Origin of the sequence: Labrenzia sp. THAF82 (assembly GCF_009363435.1) — a bacterium.
Lineage (GTDB): Bacteria > Pseudomonadota > Alphaproteobacteria > Rhizobiales > Stappiaceae > Roseibium > Roseibium porphyridii.
Window position 1 is genome coordinate 644,068 of sequence record NZ_CP045354.1, and the last position, 15,548, is coordinate 659,615.

The 15,548-nt window shown below is 53.4% G+C and carries 15 protein-coding genes and 6 pseudogenes; 13 read left to right on the plus strand and 8 right to left on the minus strand.

The genetic code is table 11. The features are described from left to right. Positions 1–70 precede the first annotated feature (70 nt). From FIV00_RS03120 to FIV00_RS03130, 3 genes and pseudogenes are all read right to left on the minus strand, one after another. Positions 71–187: pseudogene (locus FIV00_RS03120) on the minus strand (transposase); the annotation flags it as partial. Between the two features lie 183 nt (positions 188–370). Then, positions 371–862: a GNAT family N-acetyltransferase gene (locus tag FIV00_RS03125; protein WP_152499435.1), complete on the minus strand. Its 492-nt coding sequence runs from the start codon at positions 860–862 to the stop codon at positions 371–373. A gap of 14 nt (positions 863–876) precedes the next feature. Beyond that, positions 877–1,173 (minus strand): annotated as a pseudogene (locus FIV00_RS03130) (IS6 family transposase); the annotation flags it as partial. An 83-nt stretch (positions 1,174–1,256) separates the two neighbouring features. Between FIV00_RS03130 and FIV00_RS30190 the strand changes: the two are divergent. Further along, positions 1,257–1,508, plus strand: a pseudogene (locus FIV00_RS30190) (IS630 family transposase); the annotation flags it as partial. Here FIV00_RS30190 and FIV00_RS03140 read toward each other — a convergent pair. After that, on the minus strand, positions 1,472–2,974 hold the full coding sequence (locus FIV00_RS03140; RefSeq protein ID WP_152499436.1) for a hypothetical protein: 1,503 nt from the start codon (positions 2,972–2,974) through the stop codon (positions 1,472–1,474). The pseudogene FIV00_RS30190 and the gene FIV00_RS03140 sit on opposite strands and share 37 nt — an antisense overlap. Positions 2,975–3,650: 676 nt before the next feature. After that, entirely contained in the window at positions 3,651–3,956 is a 306-nt protein-coding gene (locus FIV00_RS03150; protein ID WP_152499437.1) for a hypothetical protein, read from the minus strand. Between the two features lie 260 nt (positions 3,957–4,216). On the opposite strand from FIV00_RS03150, the gene FIV00_RS30195 reads away from it, so the two are divergent. Next, on the plus strand, positions 4,217–4,666 hold the full coding sequence (locus FIV00_RS30195; protein WP_247649332.1) for a transposase: 450 nt from the start codon (positions 4,217–4,219) through the stop codon (positions 4,664–4,666). Next, positions 4,663–5,271 carry a transposase gene (locus tag FIV00_RS30200; protein ID WP_247649333.1) on the plus strand — a complete coding sequence of 203 codons (609 nt, stop codon included), beginning with the start codon at positions 4,663–4,665 and terminating at the stop codon, positions 5,269–5,271. The genes FIV00_RS30195 and FIV00_RS30200 overlap by 4 nt, the downstream gene beginning before the upstream one ends. An 857-nt stretch (positions 5,272–6,128) precedes the next feature. Here FIV00_RS30200 and FIV00_RS03160 read toward each other — a convergent pair. Together FIV00_RS03160 and FIV00_RS03165 are read right to left on the minus strand one after the other, a co-directional pair. Next, complete coding sequence (locus FIV00_RS03160) at positions 6,129–6,599, minus strand: Fic family protein (RefSeq protein ID WP_152499438.1); 471 nt, start codon at positions 6,597–6,599, stop codon at positions 6,129–6,131. A 7-nt stretch (positions 6,600–6,606) separates the two neighbouring features. After that, entirely contained in the window at positions 6,607–6,855 is a 249-nt protein-coding gene (locus tag FIV00_RS03165; RefSeq protein ID WP_247649334.1) for a hypothetical protein, read from the minus strand. A 366-nt stretch (positions 6,856–7,221) separates the two neighbouring features. Here FIV00_RS03165 and FIV00_RS29530 point away from each other — a divergent pair, with 366 nt between their 5' ends. The 4 genes from FIV00_RS29530 (at position 7,222) to FIV00_RS03180 (ending at position 9,020) form a co-directional block, all read left to right on the plus strand. Continuing rightward, entirely contained in the window at positions 7,222–7,359 is a 138-nt protein-coding gene (locus FIV00_RS29530) for a hypothetical protein (RefSeq protein WP_173005856.1), read from the plus strand. Positions 7,360–7,423: 64 nt separating this feature from the next. After that, positions 7,424–7,639: a hypothetical protein gene (locus tag FIV00_RS03170; protein ID WP_152499439.1), complete on the plus strand. Its 216-nt coding sequence runs from the start codon at positions 7,424–7,426 to the stop codon at positions 7,637–7,639. A gap of 34 nt (positions 7,640–7,673) precedes the next feature. Then, positions 7,674–8,219: a Fic family protein gene (locus FIV00_RS03175; RefSeq protein WP_152499440.1), complete on the plus strand. Its 546-nt coding sequence runs from the start codon at positions 7,674–7,676 to the stop codon at positions 8,217–8,219. A 54-nt stretch (positions 8,220–8,273) separates the two neighbouring features. Then, positions 8,274–9,020 (plus strand): BID domain-containing protein, encoded by a 747-nt coding sequence (locus FIV00_RS03180; protein ID WP_152499441.1) that lies wholly within the window; start codon positions 8,274–8,276, stop codon positions 9,018–9,020. 279 nt (positions 9,021–9,299) lie between these two features. Here the strand turns inward: FIV00_RS03180 and FIV00_RS03185 are convergent. Further along, positions 9,300–10,595, minus strand: a pseudogene (locus FIV00_RS03185) (type IV secretory system conjugative DNA transfer family protein); the annotation flags it as partial. Positions 10,596–10,659: 64 nt separating this feature from the next. Between FIV00_RS03185 and FIV00_RS03190 the strand changes: the two are divergent. The 6 genes and pseudogenes from FIV00_RS03190 to FIV00_RS03215 all read left to right on the plus strand — a co-directional run bounded on the left by FIV00_RS03190 (position 10,660) and on the right by FIV00_RS03215 (position 15,362). After that, positions 10,660–11,460 (plus strand): autotransporter outer membrane beta-barrel domain-containing protein, encoded by an 801-nt coding sequence (locus FIV00_RS03190; protein WP_173005858.1) that lies wholly within the window; start codon positions 10,660–10,662, stop codon positions 11,458–11,460. 76 nt (positions 11,461–11,536) lie between these two features. Beyond that, positions 11,537–12,025 (plus strand): annotated as a pseudogene (locus FIV00_RS03195) (IS6 family transposase); the annotation flags it as partial. 69 nt (positions 12,026–12,094) lie between these two features. Then, a pseudogene (locus tag FIV00_RS30520) lies at positions 12,095–12,265 on the plus strand (mobilization protein); the annotation flags it as partial. Between the two features lie 602 nt (positions 12,266–12,867). Next, complete coding sequence (locus tag FIV00_RS03205) at positions 12,868–13,089, plus strand: hypothetical protein (RefSeq protein ID WP_152499443.1); 222 nt, start codon at positions 12,868–12,870, stop codon at positions 13,087–13,089. Between the two features lie 989 nt (positions 13,090–14,078). Next, positions 14,079–14,648: a hypothetical protein gene (locus FIV00_RS03210; protein ID WP_152499444.1), complete on the plus strand. Its 570-nt coding sequence runs from the start codon at positions 14,079–14,081 to the stop codon at positions 14,646–14,648. 384 nt (positions 14,649–15,032) lie between these two features. Beyond that, entirely contained in the window at positions 15,033–15,362 is a 330-nt protein-coding gene (locus FIV00_RS03215; protein WP_173005859.1) for a helix-turn-helix domain-containing protein, read from the plus strand. Positions 15,363–15,548: the final 186 nt, after the last annotated feature.

Consider the following 15,548-nt stretch of genomic DNA (forward strand, 5'->3'; position numbering starts at 1 on the left):
GATGTTGGCACCCAGATACCGGCTTCGATCAGATCTCAAAAACCTTGCATCGGGAGAGCTGTCCATAGATGTAATAGGTCGCGTTGCTGATCCCGTGCTCCCGGCAAAGGTCAGCAACAGGAACGCCACTCTCGCCCTGCTTCAAAAGGGCCAGGATCTGGCTTTCCGTAAATCGTGACTTCTTCATCTCGTTCTCCAAGCGCATCAAAGGCCGGAGAAGTCAAATTTTCAACCCGTTGGTTTTTGAGGACGATTACCCAATGCCGTCATTCAAATCGCCCGAACACCAGATTCAATCATAGCTCAATGGCATTCCCCTTAAGACAAAGCCAGAGTTCCGACTACGACAAAAAATTTGCGGCTCTACCGCTCACAAATCAGGAAAGTTATCTAAAATTGGGCTATCTATCCTGAAAAATACTACTGAATCACAGTCTTTGGCCCCAATTTGCTTATAAAAATCATGGGCTTTTTTATTGTCTGCTGAGGCAAGCCAATCGATTCGAAGCATTCCTCTATCTCTAGCGGATGCAACAACTTTTCTGATTAGCATCTTACCTAACCCATGGTTTCTATAGCTAGAAGATACAAAAATCTCCTTCAAAAATAGACCGGCCTTTATCCCCGGCCCAGGAATGGAAGCGCACATTGCCAAACCAACCGGAATATCATTAGCATCGCAGACAACCCAAACTTCAAACGATGCTGGAATATTGTTCAGGTCCCATAAAATGTCTTCTCGGTCCTGCACGCTCAGATCATGAAACACCTGAAGCTCTGCAATTAAATCCGCTACTCGGAATATGTCCGTGGCTTTATACGACCTAACGGAAAAGTTCGATTTAAAAGATATTTCTTGCATTACTTTCCTTGGAAATTGCCGTCAATCGCCCGCCAGAGCCAGTATTTCACACCGCCAATGACAATCACCATCTCATCAAGGTGCCGCTTGTTGTTGGGCTTGGGCCGGTCCTGGCGAATGCAGCGCGCGAAATACCGACCAAACCGGTTCACCCAGTTGCGGATCGGTTCCCGGCTGACACGAATACCGCGCTCCGCTAGAAGGTCTTCAACATCTGCGATACTTAGCGCGAAACGCTGATACGCCCAAACTGCGTAGAAGATGATCGACCTGGGAAAACGGAACTCTGAATTATTAAAGCGATCTACCAAACCGAAACCAGATTAACAACTACGCAACCCCCATCCCTTTTCTCAATCTGATCTAGCGCGAAATGCCCAAGGATGAGGCGATCCACTTCACGCCAACCCCTTCCTCATGGCTCAATGCCGTCGAAGGCTTCTTCGCCAAACTGAGCCGGCGGCAGCTCAAAAACGGCGTCTTTCATTCCATCGTTGATCGCTAGGAAGCCATCAAACGCTTCATCCGAGAGTACAACGCCAACGAGCCCAAGCCAATCGTCTGGAAGGCCGATCCTGACAAGATCATTGCCGCTCGAAATCGAGGGGTTCAAAGGTTGGAGTCAATTCCATTAGCTCTTATTTGAAAGCTGTTGGAGGGTTTTGTCTGGCGAATTCCTTTTTTGCGTGGTGAGCCAAACCATGTTGAAAGATCTTTGAAGGACGCTTCAGGAAACAGCTCTCGTAGCTTTTCGAACCGCCTCACACCACCGGCCTTAAGCCAACGAGCTTCATTAGAAAGCTCTTCAAGGGACGCATTAGGAAACAGCTTTTTCAACTCTTTGAGCCGCCCGATAGTCGCGTAATCAAGACAATTAAGTACATCAACAAGCTCTTTGAAGGACGCATTAGGAAACAGCTTTTTAAACTCTTTGAGCCACCCCACAGCCGCGTCATTAAACATTTCAACTACAACAACAAGCTCTTTGAAGGACGCATTAGGAAACAGCTTTTTAAACTCTTTGAGCCGCCCCACAGCCGCGTCATTAAACATTTCAACTACAACAACAAGCTCTTTGAAGGACGCATTAGGAAACAGCTTTTTCAACTCTTTGAGCCGCCCCATGCCTTCACCATCCAGCTTGCAAGCCGCCTTAGAAAGACTTTTAGGGGATCCATTTTCAAACAGCTGTTTCAGCTCTTTAAGCCGCCTCATGCTCTCGGCATCAAGTGTATGAGCCAGTTTATAACATCTTCTCATGGACGCACCAGGAAACAGCAATAGCAACTCACACATCAGCAACATAAGCTTTTCATCAGTGTTACGAAAGTACCTCAGGAAATCAAAGAACTTTGTGCTATTTTCTGAGAATCTGGATTCGCGTATTTGCTCTAACGCGTAAATAGATGCTCGTTTTAACTTATTTAAAGCTTTGACCAATGCAGTCTGGATTTTGATCCGTTCTTCGGTTTGCTGTTTGATCCGTTCTTCAGGTCTAAGTTTGCACTCTGCCAATACCTTAAACCAAGCAACAGCTATTTTGGCGACACCCTTTTCTTCTAACTTTTCGTGAAACTGCGAAAACGTCAGGCTGGTTTCCTCGCCTACTTTGGCTTTTCCTGTCAGGAGATTCGTGTCATCACGTAGCGGATCGGTCCTACAGCGATACTCAGACTTTAGCAGTTTTATTAGAGCATTGTATCTATCTAGTCGTGTCCCAAGAGAGGGGCCGACTTGCCGGACAGAGCCGCCCTCGTCGCTCTCTTTTTGCTCTGCCGCATTTCGTGCTAACTTTTCTGACTTATCTAATTTAGTGAGTATTGCTGGTATTGCTGGCATTGCTGATTTAGCGAGTGCACTAAATGTACATTGCGGTTTAAGAGGCGCCGTCAGAGCCGCTCCTCTAAGGGCCTCTATAGCCTCGCTATTTTTATTTTGTGCCAATCGCAACAGATACCTAAAGGCACCTACAGGATCACTCTCCTTTCCAATCTTGACAATCTGATCAACAGTCTTGCCATTAAAGTGACCGGTTATCACCCTTCCTTGGGGAGGCACCGCACCCGACTGGCTAGCTTGTGAGCCAGATCCTGGAACTTTGATGTCACCCATGTGAGCGCCCTCCCTCAACAGTTTGTTGCTGGCGGTATTGCTTCATTGCGGGGCTTGGCCGCACACGACATGTCGCGGGACATGTTGCATCAAGCATCATGGCACTCACATACCTCTTGGGTTTGAAATAGGATTCAACAAATTCAGCTGCTGAATACACGAGGTAAAAGCAAGCAGGAGTAATATTCATCACCGCGTGCCGGACAATCATTTGTGCAACATGTGTAACCTGGGGATTGCCAACTTATTTTGTACGGTCGGCAAGATGCCCTGCTTTTGACGGATTTCAGGTGTTCATTTCGCGTGTGTAGTCGTGCCACAAGCCGAATGCATCAGCCCTTGCGTACCGGTATGAGGCTGCCGACAGGGTGTATCGACGCGGCCGGAAGACCGTGCTGGATCGAATGGCTGATCGGCTCGGGGCTCGCCCGGAGATTCTTGATAGGCGACACACCCCTTCCAACGGCCCATTTGCGCTTCCGCGCGAGCTCTCTGGTTATTTCCGGTGCTCTTTTACCAGGCCATGCGGCTATGATCGCCAGAACATCCAGATCCCGCGGGGTGGGGGGTAGTCCCGGCCCCAGAGTCGGCAACAGCCGTCTTCAGCGGTGGAATGATGATCTCCACATCGACAAAGACGGCTGAATCACAACCCTTTGATATCATTCAAATACCTTTAATTCAGGGTCTTAAGGTATTCTGATAATTGTTCTTTACTCCAAAACTCATTTACTTTTTTTGGATCTGCTTCCGCTTTTAGGATGCGCTCAAAAGGGTGATCACAAATTTCAATGGGTTTGCCAGTTTTTCGTCCGCGTTTGAAAAATACAAATTTCCCCCAAAAAGTTGACTTCGATTTATTGGTCGCAGCTAAACTAGATGATTTATTTGCTGGGGCCGGTTGCTTAGCTCCACAAATAAAGAAGGAAAGACCCATCATATCTACGTATCCTATTTTGGCGATTGCCAAGTTGTTGACCATGCCCAGACATACCTACTACCCAGACTTTGCGCGCGAGGTTGTGCCGAATGAAACAGGCGTTGTTGCATTACTGCGTTTCCATTTATTCATGAAGTATATCCTGCTGCTTTTAAGAAGTTTCAGTATTCGTCTTTTGTGAATAGGTCGCAGACATCGCCGATAGCGTCGATGAGCTGATCGAAGGTTCTGGCTCGCGTTGTTGCATTAATCCGATTGGTGGCCTACGTGTTCGACGTTGTCTCCCTTCTGAAGTTTTATGAATGCCGTTCAAACACCACACCTCTCGCCGGCACAAGTTTGCAAAGTCCAGGCATCGTGTGGCGAACTGGCCCGAGTATACGGAAAGCCTGGGCCGGCGTGGGGATTCCACAATCTGGGTTGATGAAAGCGTGGCGCATAACTGGGGTGTGGCGCACACCGGCAAGCGGGGTCGGCCGGGGACATACTCCGATCTGGCGATCACGGCTTGTCTGGAGCTCCGGACCGTTTTCCATTTGACCCTTCGGCAAACCCAAGGGTTCGTCCGCTCGTTGTTCCAGCTGATGAAGCTGGGACTGGACGTTCCCGACTTTACCACGCTCTCGCGCTGGGCCGGGGCGGGCTTGAGCCTTTGCCGCGGGCACGATCCGAAGCGCCAGTTTCCCCTGACCTTGTCCTCCCTTCTCGGCGATGGTGATCGCCTGTCAGGCAACGGGACAGCACCGGTTTGAAGGTCTTTGGGGCCGGAGAATGGCTGGAAACACAGCATGGCAAGACGCTACGGCGCCGCTCGTGGCGCAAGCTTCACCTGGGGCTGGATCTGGAGACAGGTCAGATCGAATGCAGTGAGCTGACGACAGACGACATCGGTGATCCCTTGGCCGTGCCGGATCTTTTGGACCAGATTGACGAACCCGTGCGCCGCTTTATCGCCCCCTCTCGGCAGATTGCTTCGCATTCCGCCTGCCGGTCAATGGACGGTGCCTTTGACGGCGCTGCCACACGGACCGAGATCATGCAGCGCTTTGCCGATGTGGAAATCATCATTCCACCGCCGAAGACGGCCGTTCCCGGCCCTGAGGCCGAGACCAACCCCACCGCGCGGGATCTGGATGTTTTAGCGATCAAGGCCCATGGCCGCATGGCCTGGCAAAAGAGCACCGGACATAACCACAGAGCGCGCGTGGAAACGCTCATGGGACGCTGGAAGTCGGTCATCGGGGAAAGGTTAAGATCACGTACCCTGGACAATCAGAGAACCGAGTGCCGGATCGGCGTTTCGGTCCCGGGCAAGATGACTTCCCTCGGACGTCCCACGTTCGAGCGTATCTCATAATGCCCAAATTCTGGGTAAGGGACCACTGCGTGACGATTCATGATTTGTGCAACACGGTGGTGTCTGCCTAACCCTGGTTTCCTGGACATCCACATTATCGCTTAATGTGGTCCAAGCCCGATGTTTCCGGTGCAAGCCACGGATAATTCCGGTTCAACACACATACCGGCACGCAAGGGCTGATGCATTCGGCTTATGGAACGAATACATCGGCGAAATGAACGCCTGAAGTCCGTCAAAAGCAGGGCATCTTGCCGACCGTACAAAATAAGTTGGCAATCCCCATCAACGGCATCAAACCAGGAACAAGCCGCCGAATGATGACGGTCTGGACACTACTTTTGACAATTGGTCGACGTCCAGTGACGAGCATCATAAACGTTCGCTGAGCGACACTATATCTTAACTGAGTAAGTGATGTTCAAAAATAGGAGAAATTATCGATATGAAAAAAATAGTTGTAGTAGCTACTTGTATTGCTCTTTCCCTGCCCACAATCGCTGTCGCGGCGGTGGATAATGACAAAGACGAGCAGTCGCACATGGGTTACACGTCCGAATACAGCAAAACCTTGACATACAGGCGATAAATTTTGAAAGCGCCGCTGATCAGCGGCGCTCTGCTTATCGGCCCTCAACAACATGAGATACGCTCGGACGTCCCACGTTCGAGCGTATCTTATGATGCCAAAATTATGGGTAAGGGACACCTGCGTGCCGGCTCATGTTTTGTGCAACACGGTGCCTGCTTACCGCCAGTTCATAGAGCTCGCAGGATAACTGTGTCAAGAACAAGCCAGAGCTCCGAATACGACTAAAGTTTGCGACACTACCGTAGGCATTCTTTTCCGTCCTTCCCTAATCAATATGAAAACCAGCTCGCCGACACAATTCCGAATGCACGGTCATGATCGTACGGCCATTGCCGTCAAGGAATGGGTGGGCATAGGCGAGGTGGCCCATCACCTCGCCCGGCCTCACGCGCATCGACGAAACGTCATTGCCTTGCTGAAGGGCGTATTCTACCCCTCGCCCAACATGGTTTGCGAACATAAACTCAACGTTGCCTTTGGTGACATGAATCTCTAGCGCATTCTGCGATCGATCCTGCCCTGCCCATGGATAAACGTCCTCGAATAGTGTTTTATGAACCGCTTTCACGTCATCGAACGTGAGCATGTCACTTTGGCTCAAATACTTAAGAGCGCGCCCGACATTTGCGCGAAAAGAATCGTGCTCGAGATCTTTGATCTTGGCAGGATCTTTTTGCGCCGCGTGGTTTCTCAGATAGCCTCGGACGGCAAAATCACCAAACGGATCAAACGTCATTTATGGCTTAGCGCTCGTCCAAATATCGTGAATGGAGGCGCGTCAGCTCGACGCCGTCCACCACGCGAGCACGACGAAGCGCGACGACCAATTCTTGAACCTCGTCAAACCGAACGTCATCACCAGCCAGCCGCGTGACATCATCGGCCCAATCATCAAGGGCAGTGCGCGCTACCGAGATGTCGTGCTTTTTGGCAAGAACGCGAATCTGCTCTTCAGCGCTCAACAGACGGATTTTAGCAACGGCGTGAGACATAAATTCTCCCTTGGACCTCCAATTTATAGCAGATTTAGGCTCTGTTTGCGAGCGGCAAAGGCTCGAATTCATATCATTAAGCGAAGCGCAGTTCCGTCCCGAAAGGGCAGGAGCCGCCTCCTGCTCCTGAGACCTCAGCGGCGAGAGCGAAGGGGTGAGCCGACCCGGCCGTTTTTGTGGCGCATTGAACGCCCGCAAGACAGATTGCAGAGCGCTCCCTCCCTCGCGGAAGTCGGGTTCCTGGACGCGCCAGGCTTAGGCTTCGCACCCCGTATCTCGTTGAGAAATGTGGCTATTTCCACCCATATCCGCTCGCGCGGAGAGACGAAATCTGCTATAAAAACATAAGATTTTGCGAGTGTTTCAATGAAAATCTCACGGGACGAACCGGACCTGTTTACCCAGTTTCTGATAGTCTGCAAGGAAACGGGATTTCTGACCGATCAGGAGTGTGACGCCCTTGATGATGAGTATGTCGAAGCCAAACGGCGTCATGCCGCCTGATGACCGGTCTTTTGTAAATGTTTTATGATAATAGGGATTTGTGGTGACAGAGCGAAGTGGAAACATGCAGCGAATTTCACGATCTGCCTCCGACCGTCCTGAAGACGTCGCGTGGCGTGTTGAGCAAGGAGAGGTTGAGGGTGCAATCGAAGGCATAGAAACCTCGCCAGAACTCGAAGAATTTGTGACGACTATGGATGCGGAAGGTGTATCGCCAGAGGAGCAAATTGAGCGAATTATTTTATTCGCGAAAACTCGGCATCTTCAAGCCGCCGAATGATGTGCAGGGCTAGATATTTATTTTGAGAAATTGAATGAGCCAACTTCGCGACAAGGCCGAACGCGAGATCTATGAGCGCATCATGTATCCGGGGGATGAACCGCGCGTTCCGGTCAACAAGCTTGGTCTGCGAACATGGAAAGAGTTGGAAGAAGTCAAAAACAAGATCGCTACCCGACGGCTAAAAGTTGGCATTCCCGATAGAGCCAGGCAGCTCACCTACGATGGCCTGAAATCCCTTCATCATCACCTGTTCCAGTATGCTTACAGCTGGGCAGGTCAGGAACGGGCATACACCACAGGCCGGAATGCAGGCGTTCCTATCGCGACGCCGGAAAACATCCGCTCCTATCTTGAGGCGGAATTCAAGAAGTTCGAGGCCGCCAATCAGTTTAAGGGTCTGGCACCGGGTCAGTTTGCTGAGAAGGCGGCTCATCTCTTAAACGAGATCAACGCGGCTCACCCCTTCATTGAAAGCAATGGCCGCGTGCAGCGTGTGTTTCTGCGCCTGATCTCGGAAAACGCCGGTTACGAAATCAGTCTGAAGGCTTCCGACAAAGAGCTATGGAATGAAGCCTAGCGCATCGGGTTTCTGTCCAGCGACAAACCCATGGCCGAATTAATCGAGGCGAGAATGTCGCCTCTCCGGTCACTTGAGCATGCCAAAACGGCGAGTATGGATGTTCTCGCACCTTCTGCGACGCTGAGCCCGGAGGTTTCCCGTGCTGAACTTCAGGATCGGCTTGCCGCTTCCAAGGCGGTGCAGACCTCGACCGCCAAGCTTGAGAAACAGGTCGGCATCGTCTTCTCCAACCCCAAGCCTGTGCTGGCTGCGATCAGGGAGGTTGCCGAGACTGGCAAGCTCGACGATCTGTCTATTGTCGGGGAATTGTCGCAGATTAGCGGGCTTGCAGGTAAGAGTGGGGTGCTCGTTGCGCGCCAGGATCGTCTTTCCCGACAGAATGCCATCGAAGGCCAGCGCGGCCTTCACTCTCTTGTGGGGACGCACATCAACGTGGTGCACGGGATCCGCAAGACGATGGCTCAGGAACGCCAGGCCGTTGTCGACAAGGCGCGGGTAGAGGTAAGTGCGCCAAGCCAATCGCTGACGCAAGCCATTCAGGAAGCTGGACCGCTGAGCGAGGCGCACAAGTCCGAACTGCGGCACGTGATGGCCAGGCTGGAAAAACGCTTCGGCTCGGACTTGGGGGAGATGCGCGCAGGCGTAAAGCCAAAGAGATTTGAGGAACTCTCCCGGAAACATGGCCTTGATCCGAAGCAGATGGAACGGTTGGAGAGCACTTTGAAGGTGCTGGACAAAGGTCAAACCCGCGTTCGTCAGCAAGCCCGCAAGCTGGACCAGACGAAGGCGGCCGAGTAGGGCAGGGGCGGGCCGATTCGCTAGTCAAGCGGCCCATATTGCGGCACAGGGTAACGGATGAACGTCAGACCTACGGTGTTCACGACATGCATGCTCTGCTTACCGCAGCGTTTCCTCAAAAAAAACCCGCTGTCGAACAGCGGGTTGTTTGCCTAACAGAGAGGCAAAGTAGGGATATGCAACTAGATCGTCTTGAAGACGAGCCACCCAGGCTGCACACTTGGGCGGCGCTATGTCAGTAGCTTCTACGCAGGGTTGGCTGGGTATCATTCAGTACACTCATTCTTTGAATCTGGAATTTCTGACTTTCCCGCTCATGTCGCGCCTTCTGAAGAAAATTGCTCTGCCGCATCTAAGAGGCCTGTTTCCACTTGTGAAGATGATCTGTTCGTCGGACCGCATTTGGAGAATTTCATGTGGCTGGATGAGGGGCCGCTGAGAGAGCTGCCTGGAGCGGTTTCGTGTTAGGCTTCCGGCGCGCGAGGACCGACTGACCTGTTCGACCTCGACGGTTGTCATGCCGCATCGCTCGCAGATGTAGCGCGCGGTGTCGGTATCGTTGATTGCAGCGAATGAGACCCAGGAGGCGGATTCGAACCATTTGGAGGTTGCGTCCCGGCCGCCGAAAGCCTCTCGCATTTGTCCGAGCGACTGGAAGAGCATGAGAAGGGAGATGCGGTATTTCCGGCCGGCGTCGCGTGCCGTTTCGATGATGCGCATGTAGCCGAGGCGGGCAGCTTCATCGAGCATGAAGAGGACCCGGCCCTTGATGTCGCCATCGCGATTGTAGACGGCTTTCAGGAATGCGCCGATGATCACGCGCGCCATGCCTGGGTGGTTTTCCAGGGTGGACAGATCGATGTTGAGGAAAACGGTCGTGTGTCCGTTGGCGATGATATCGGTCTTGAAGGTGTTGCCGGAGACGAGAGCGGCATAGTTCTCGTAAGAGAGCCAGTGTGTTTCCTTGGCGGCGGTGGCATAGACGCCGGAGAAGGTTTGGGGCGTCATGTCGATGAACGGGCCGACGAGCTCTTTCACGAACTCGTTCGGGGCCGTGTCGTGGATGTCGGCCAGGAACTCTTTCAGGTTCTCTTCCGGCTTGGTGAGAATGCTGCGCACAGCACGCAGCGATCTTTGTCTGGAACTGTTTTTGGAATTGGAAAAGACGACGTGGGCGATCACGCTGGTGATGAGCTGCTCTGCGCTGGTGCGGAAGAAGTCGTCGGCACCGGATGCGAGGCGCGGCTTTTCCGACATGAGCCAAGCCGCGACCGTTGCAATATCCTCTTCGATTGACGCTCCGAACTGGCCGATCCAATCCAGGACGTTAAATCCAATCTCCGGGTGTTTGGGATCCAGGCAATAAATGTCCTGATCGAGAGAGTGGCGGCTTTGGCTCACCATCGGCGCAATCTCGGTTGACGGATCAAGCACAACCATGGAGCCGGGATATGTGAGGCAGGTGGGAATGACGACGGAGGTGGTCTTGTATCCGCCTGACCCGGCAAAGACGATGCCATGGGTGGATCCAAAGCCTTGATCGAAGGCAATGAGGGGAGCCTTTCCGCCCGGGCCAGTCGCAACCCTAACTGTCGGTCCATTCGGCCGACAGTCCAGCCGGAATGGTTTCAATTTCAACGTGACGCCCCATTCCCAGTCCGGAAGTTTCCAGTTCTCGCTGCGGGCGTTCGCCAACGCCTTGCGCAGGGGCCGTTCCGAACAACCGGCCGCAGGCGGTGTTACCGCGGCAGCTTCCCAGGCCGCCGTAAATCCGGAAAGATTCGCCGTCTTCGATCAGTTTAGTTCGTCCGGCACCATGAGCTACACGGCGGCCGCGCCGCAGCCGGCGGACACGCTGGCAATCCTGAGCGGGAACAACGGTACGGCGACACATGATGCGCGGCAAGAGGGGGGAGCGCGTTCGGGCTGGGATTTCTGGGCGCAGGGCACCTATGCAGTGACCCGGAACAGCGACAGCGACAGTCAGACCGGTCTGTTCTTCGCGGGGCTGGACTACCGATACGAGGACAGGGCGGTCTTCGGTGTGATGGGACAGCTCGATGTCACCGACGAGAGCAACGACAGCGCCAACACCTCCGCCGACGGCGTCGGCTGGATGGCCGGACCCTATTTGGTCCTTCGCGCACACCAGAACTTGTACCTCAATGGAATCATGACCTATGGCCGATCCTACAACAGCGTCAACGCGCTCGGACTGTTCGAAGACGATTTCCGGACCCAGCGGTTCCTGCTGCAGGGAGGGCTGACGGGCGACTTCAGGCTCAACGAGACCACACGGATCAGCCCATTCACGCGCATCACCTATTATTACGAAGAGCAGCAGAGCTACACCGATACACTCGGGCGAACCATCCCGTCGCAGGACTTCGACCTCGGACGGCTAGAATTCGGGCCGAAGGTCTCCTTTGATCGGGCGTGACGCAAAGTTTTTCGTGTTAACTCAGCCTTGAGGTTTGGCTGTTGAAAGAGCGGTCCTGTCATTGGAGTTCCGCGTCATGATTCTGAGGGCCATCGTTGAAAAACTGAAACGCCAATCGAAGGATGACTTCAAAGGCAGGCAGTTCGAGGCTTGGTTGATCATCCAGGCGGTGTCCTGGTACTTGCGTTATCCTCTGAGCTATAGAGACCTGGAAGAAATGTTCCTGGAAGGCGGCTTTAAGGTAGACCACAGCACCATCAACAGATGGGTTTTGGCGTATGCGCCGCTGATCGAAAAACGGCTACGCCGCTTCCGCAAACCGCATTGCGGCTCGGTCCGCATCGATGAAACCTATGTGCGCATCAAGGGCCAATGGCGCTATCTGTATCGGGCCATCGACAAGCATGGACATCCGGTCGATTTCCTGCTCACGGCAAAGCGCAACCTGAATGCTGCCAAGCGGTTCTTTCAAAAAATGTTGCGAGAGGCCCCACTGCTGTCACCGGGCAAAATCGGCACCGATGGTGCTGGCACTTTTCCTCCGGCCATCGGCGACGCGGTTGACGGCAGCCCGGGCTTCTAAACGCCAAACCACCGAAAGGGAACCACCGGTTAAAAATTTGCGACAAATCCCGGAGCCCTCGTGCTGCACCGGCTTGAGAAGAACAGTGATCCGGAATTCACAAGACGCCTCTCCGATTGGCTCGCCCGTGAGCTGCCAGACTTCCTCACACGTGAGGCCGACGAGGATCCATTTGCAGATCTGATCGGAGTGACGTCGGAAAACCAGAACAAGGCTTCATGACCCTCATCTGATTGAGGCTGTTTTTCTCAAATCAGTCCCTGCCATGATCTGCGTTCCGGTCTGGAAGGATGTCACGCATATTCCGGCGGCGAAGAAATCGTCAAAGCCAACTTTCAAAAACCAGCAGGGCGTTTGTGGCGCTGCATCTGACGGCATCAACCGTTTACACTGCTTCTTCTGTGTCATTCGTCACAGCTGCCTCATATCCAGATGAGCTATTTGAATACCAGCAGCGGGGCGAGGCTCAATTGAGCCGAAAGTTCCTCCCAAGACGTTCTGCTGCTAACAACACTTTGTGTGAACTCAGAGCGCCCGTTCCCCGTGAACGGGCGTTTTTTTTCGTTTCTGCTCAGTCCCAATGTCAGAGACCACAAAGAATAGACATCAGACGATCACATCGCAGTTGCCACCAACCAGGTGATCGACGCACCTCTGTCGCAAGGGCGGGTCATGTTGCAAGACAGCGAATGTCCGGGTATGGCGAGAGCCAAGAACGGCACTCTCCAAATGAGTGCGCGCGCCCTCCCCTTCCCACCTCTCTTTGTCCCCCCCGCTCCTGACTGGCCGGTTCATCCGAACACAAAATCAAAACAGGAGAATTCATGAGCCAGGCAATCATGGCATGGGCCGCGTTCAAGAACATGGCAAGAGCCGCCGGACGCGATCCTGAATGGGCGATAGTCGCAATCGTGCTTGCGCCCATTCGGGCAGCGCAGAGCGCTCGCTCTCTTGAGAGACGCGGAACACCCGCACAAAACCTTCGTTTTGCGATCTTTCGCGTCTCGTTCTGCTATCGGCTCTTGTCGACTGTTATCGTCTGCTAACGACTGCTATCGGCTGATGAACGGGCCGAACATGTTTCAACTCAAAGAGTTCCAGAGGAGCGCGCACCGCGCCATACCCCGGCCGAGGACCATGTTCCAAGCCGGTGTCTGCTATCGGCTGCCAAAATCTGCTCACGGCTCTTGTCAGCTGCCATCCAATGCAATCGGCTCCTATCCGCTCTTGTCGGCTGCTAACGCATGGTATCGGCTGCTATCGCCCGCTAACGGTTGACATTGCCTGCAATCGGCTGGTGTTGCCTGCTATCGGCTCTTGGAATTGGACAGGCGCTCAGTCCTCGAAAATCGGCGGGACGTCGAGTGCAAGGCGCCTCTGGCCTCAGCCCCAAGGCGTCAAAGCCAACTCAGGGCCTGCGTCCTGCCGGCAGAAGCACGGGGGGCAGAGGTTTACCGGGCAATCCCCTGACAAGACACAACAATTTGGTCGGAAAACAAAAAAGGGGCTTCGCGAGCGCAACTTTGGCTGATACAACCAAAAAACTCGCTTTCGGGGCGAGTGGCCAAAGTTTGGAACCTGAGGACCACCCACCCCTAACGAGTAACCAACCGTAGCTTGGTACCCGCATGGCGTGTCTATAGCACACCATATCCAAGTTCCGGGAGTGCTGTCTTCACAGGGCCCCACACTTACCCACCCCTTGTGAACAAAGACAGTCAGCTCTCTGGCCGCCTGACCATCCACAGCAAGGGCAGCCACATCATCCCGTGCTACCCTTGCAAACGGTGGCCAGAGAGCGCTCTCAACAAAACGAGAGCAAAGACGGCTCCAGCAGGGTGCCCAAAGACCCGGTGCTGAAGGCTCTTCAAAACACTCCCAGACACCCAATACGGTAACAACGGCAACACTTGATTTGCTGGAGCTGGTCTCACCTGCGCCAGAGCGCGACGTGTTGCGAAGCTGTGTCAAATGGCACAGGTCAACGCCAGAGTGCCGCGCTAATCAGACAGAGAAGTAAAGTCAGGAGGAGAAATTGTTCAAGAAATCTCTAGCCACTGTTGCGATGAGTGTCATGCTCGCGGCGTGTAATTCGGATCTTCCAAATGCAACTGAAGAGCAACTGCTCAAGCTGTTTGGTGATCGTGAAGAGATGGGGATCACGTTAATCAGTTCTCACATGATTGAGTGCCTTGATCTCATCTCAGATGACGCAGTGCGCTTTTATGTGGACTTTTCCGACGAAACAACGAGCGATTTCACGACCACTTGCTACAAGTGGCTGCACGAACGCATCGAGCAAGCGGACCAAAACCCGATGGGTTATACAATGGCACATCTGGAGGACCCTGAACTGGGCCTGCTGCTAAAGCAGTTGCGCGAGAAACAGGACAAATTGATTACCGAACTCCGGGAGCAGGAACGCGCCGAGATAGCGGAGAGACGGCGGGCCGAGAACGAGGAACGTGACCGGCACAACATTGAGGAGCTGGAACAGGCAAAGGCTGAAAACCCCCTCCCCTGCGGGCCGGTCCCATGTGATCCCCTGAAAGCTCAGGCGATGCAGCAGATCCCAGGAATTCCACGCCCATCTCATCTTCGTTGAGACACGACCCCAGACCCAGGCAACCCCGGGAGAGAGAAACAACGCCACCTGTGCGTATGTCAAGTACGATGCACGCCCACTCCTGCGTTGAAGCTTTGAAAGAGGCCATCAGCCGCCTGAGGTCATGAACACCGATCAGGGGGCGCAGTTCACCGGATCGGCCTGGATAACCGGATACACCTATACTCAGCCGCTGACCTGTCCGAAGCTCCAGGACCACTTCAACTGCTACAGGCCTCCGCTCTGACGAGCCGAAAAGCTCATAATTGTGAGCACAGAGTTCCTTATTCATTATTTCCATGCCATTCCGTTATTCGATGGATCGAATGTGATGTGGCATTTCTGGCTCTGTCTGCTTCGAACTTGCCAGCAATGGAGGTTGCTTTGATTGGACGGGCACAAAGCAGCGATCTTCGAGAGCGGGTTTTGAAAGCCTCGCAAGAAGGTCATTCCGCCCGGCAGGCGGCAACGCGATTTGGAGTGAGTGCGTCGAGTGCGATCCGCTGGATTGCGCGGGCTGGACAAGGCGAGACGCGGCTCCGCAAACCCGGTCGCAAAAGTACTTCCCTCCTTGATCCATACGAAGAGTTCGTCAGAGCGTTGATCAAAGAAAAGAAGGACATCACCCTCGACGAGGGGGGCCATCTGGCTGAATACCGTGACATGAAGATCAGTCGGAGCATGCAGAGCAAATGGGCATGCCGTGCCGCATGATTGATTTGTGCAACACGGTGGCGTCGAACGAGCGCAAAGTGCCGTATTCTTGCGCCCGCGTGCAAGAGGAGGTTTGGTGATGAGATAATTTAGATTTCGTTAATAAATATAGTTAATCTTTAATAAATTAATCCAACAAGAAGTCTTTCCTTGAGTAAAAGTCTTTTTTCTTGTGTGTATGAGGAG

Coding starts and splice junctions, on each gene's coding strand:
- FIV00_RS03125 (WP_152499435.1), bottom strand. CDS start 862: ATGCAAGAAATATCTTTTAAATCGAACTTTTCCGTTAGGTCGTATAAA.
- FIV00_RS03140 (WP_152499436.1), bottom strand. CDS start 2,974: ATGGGTGACATCAAAGTTCCAGGATCTGGCTCACAAGCTAGCCAGTCG.
- FIV00_RS03150 (WP_152499437.1), bottom strand. CDS start 3,956: ATGGTCAACAACTTGGCAATCGCCAAAATAGGATACGTAGATATGATG.
- FIV00_RS30195 (WP_247649332.1), top strand. CDS start 4,217: ATGCCGTTCAAACACCACACCTCTCGCCGGCACAAGTTTGCAAAGTCC.
- FIV00_RS03160 (WP_152499438.1), bottom strand. CDS start 6,599: ATGACGTTTGATCCGTTTGGTGATTTTGCCGTCCGAGGCTATCTGAGA.
- FIV00_RS03165 (WP_247649334.1), bottom strand. CDS start 6,855: ATGTCTCACGCCGTTGCTAAAATCCGTCTGTTGAGCGCTGAAGAGCAG.
- FIV00_RS29530 (WP_173005856.1), top strand. CDS start 7,222: ATGAAAATCTCACGGGACGAACCGGACCTGTTTACCCAGTTTCTGATA.
- FIV00_RS03170 (WP_152499439.1), top strand. CDS start 7,424: ATGCAGCGAATTTCACGATCTGCCTCCGACCGTCCTGAAGACGTCGCG.
- FIV00_RS03175 (WP_152499440.1), top strand. CDS start 7,674: ATGAGCCAACTTCGCGACAAGGCCGAACGCGAGATCTATGAGCGCATC.
- FIV00_RS03180 (WP_152499441.1), top strand. CDS start 8,274: ATGTCGCCTCTCCGGTCACTTGAGCATGCCAAAACGGCGAGTATGGAT.
- FIV00_RS03205 (WP_152499443.1), top strand. CDS start 12,868: ATGAGCCAGGCAATCATGGCATGGGCCGCGTTCAAGAACATGGCAAGA.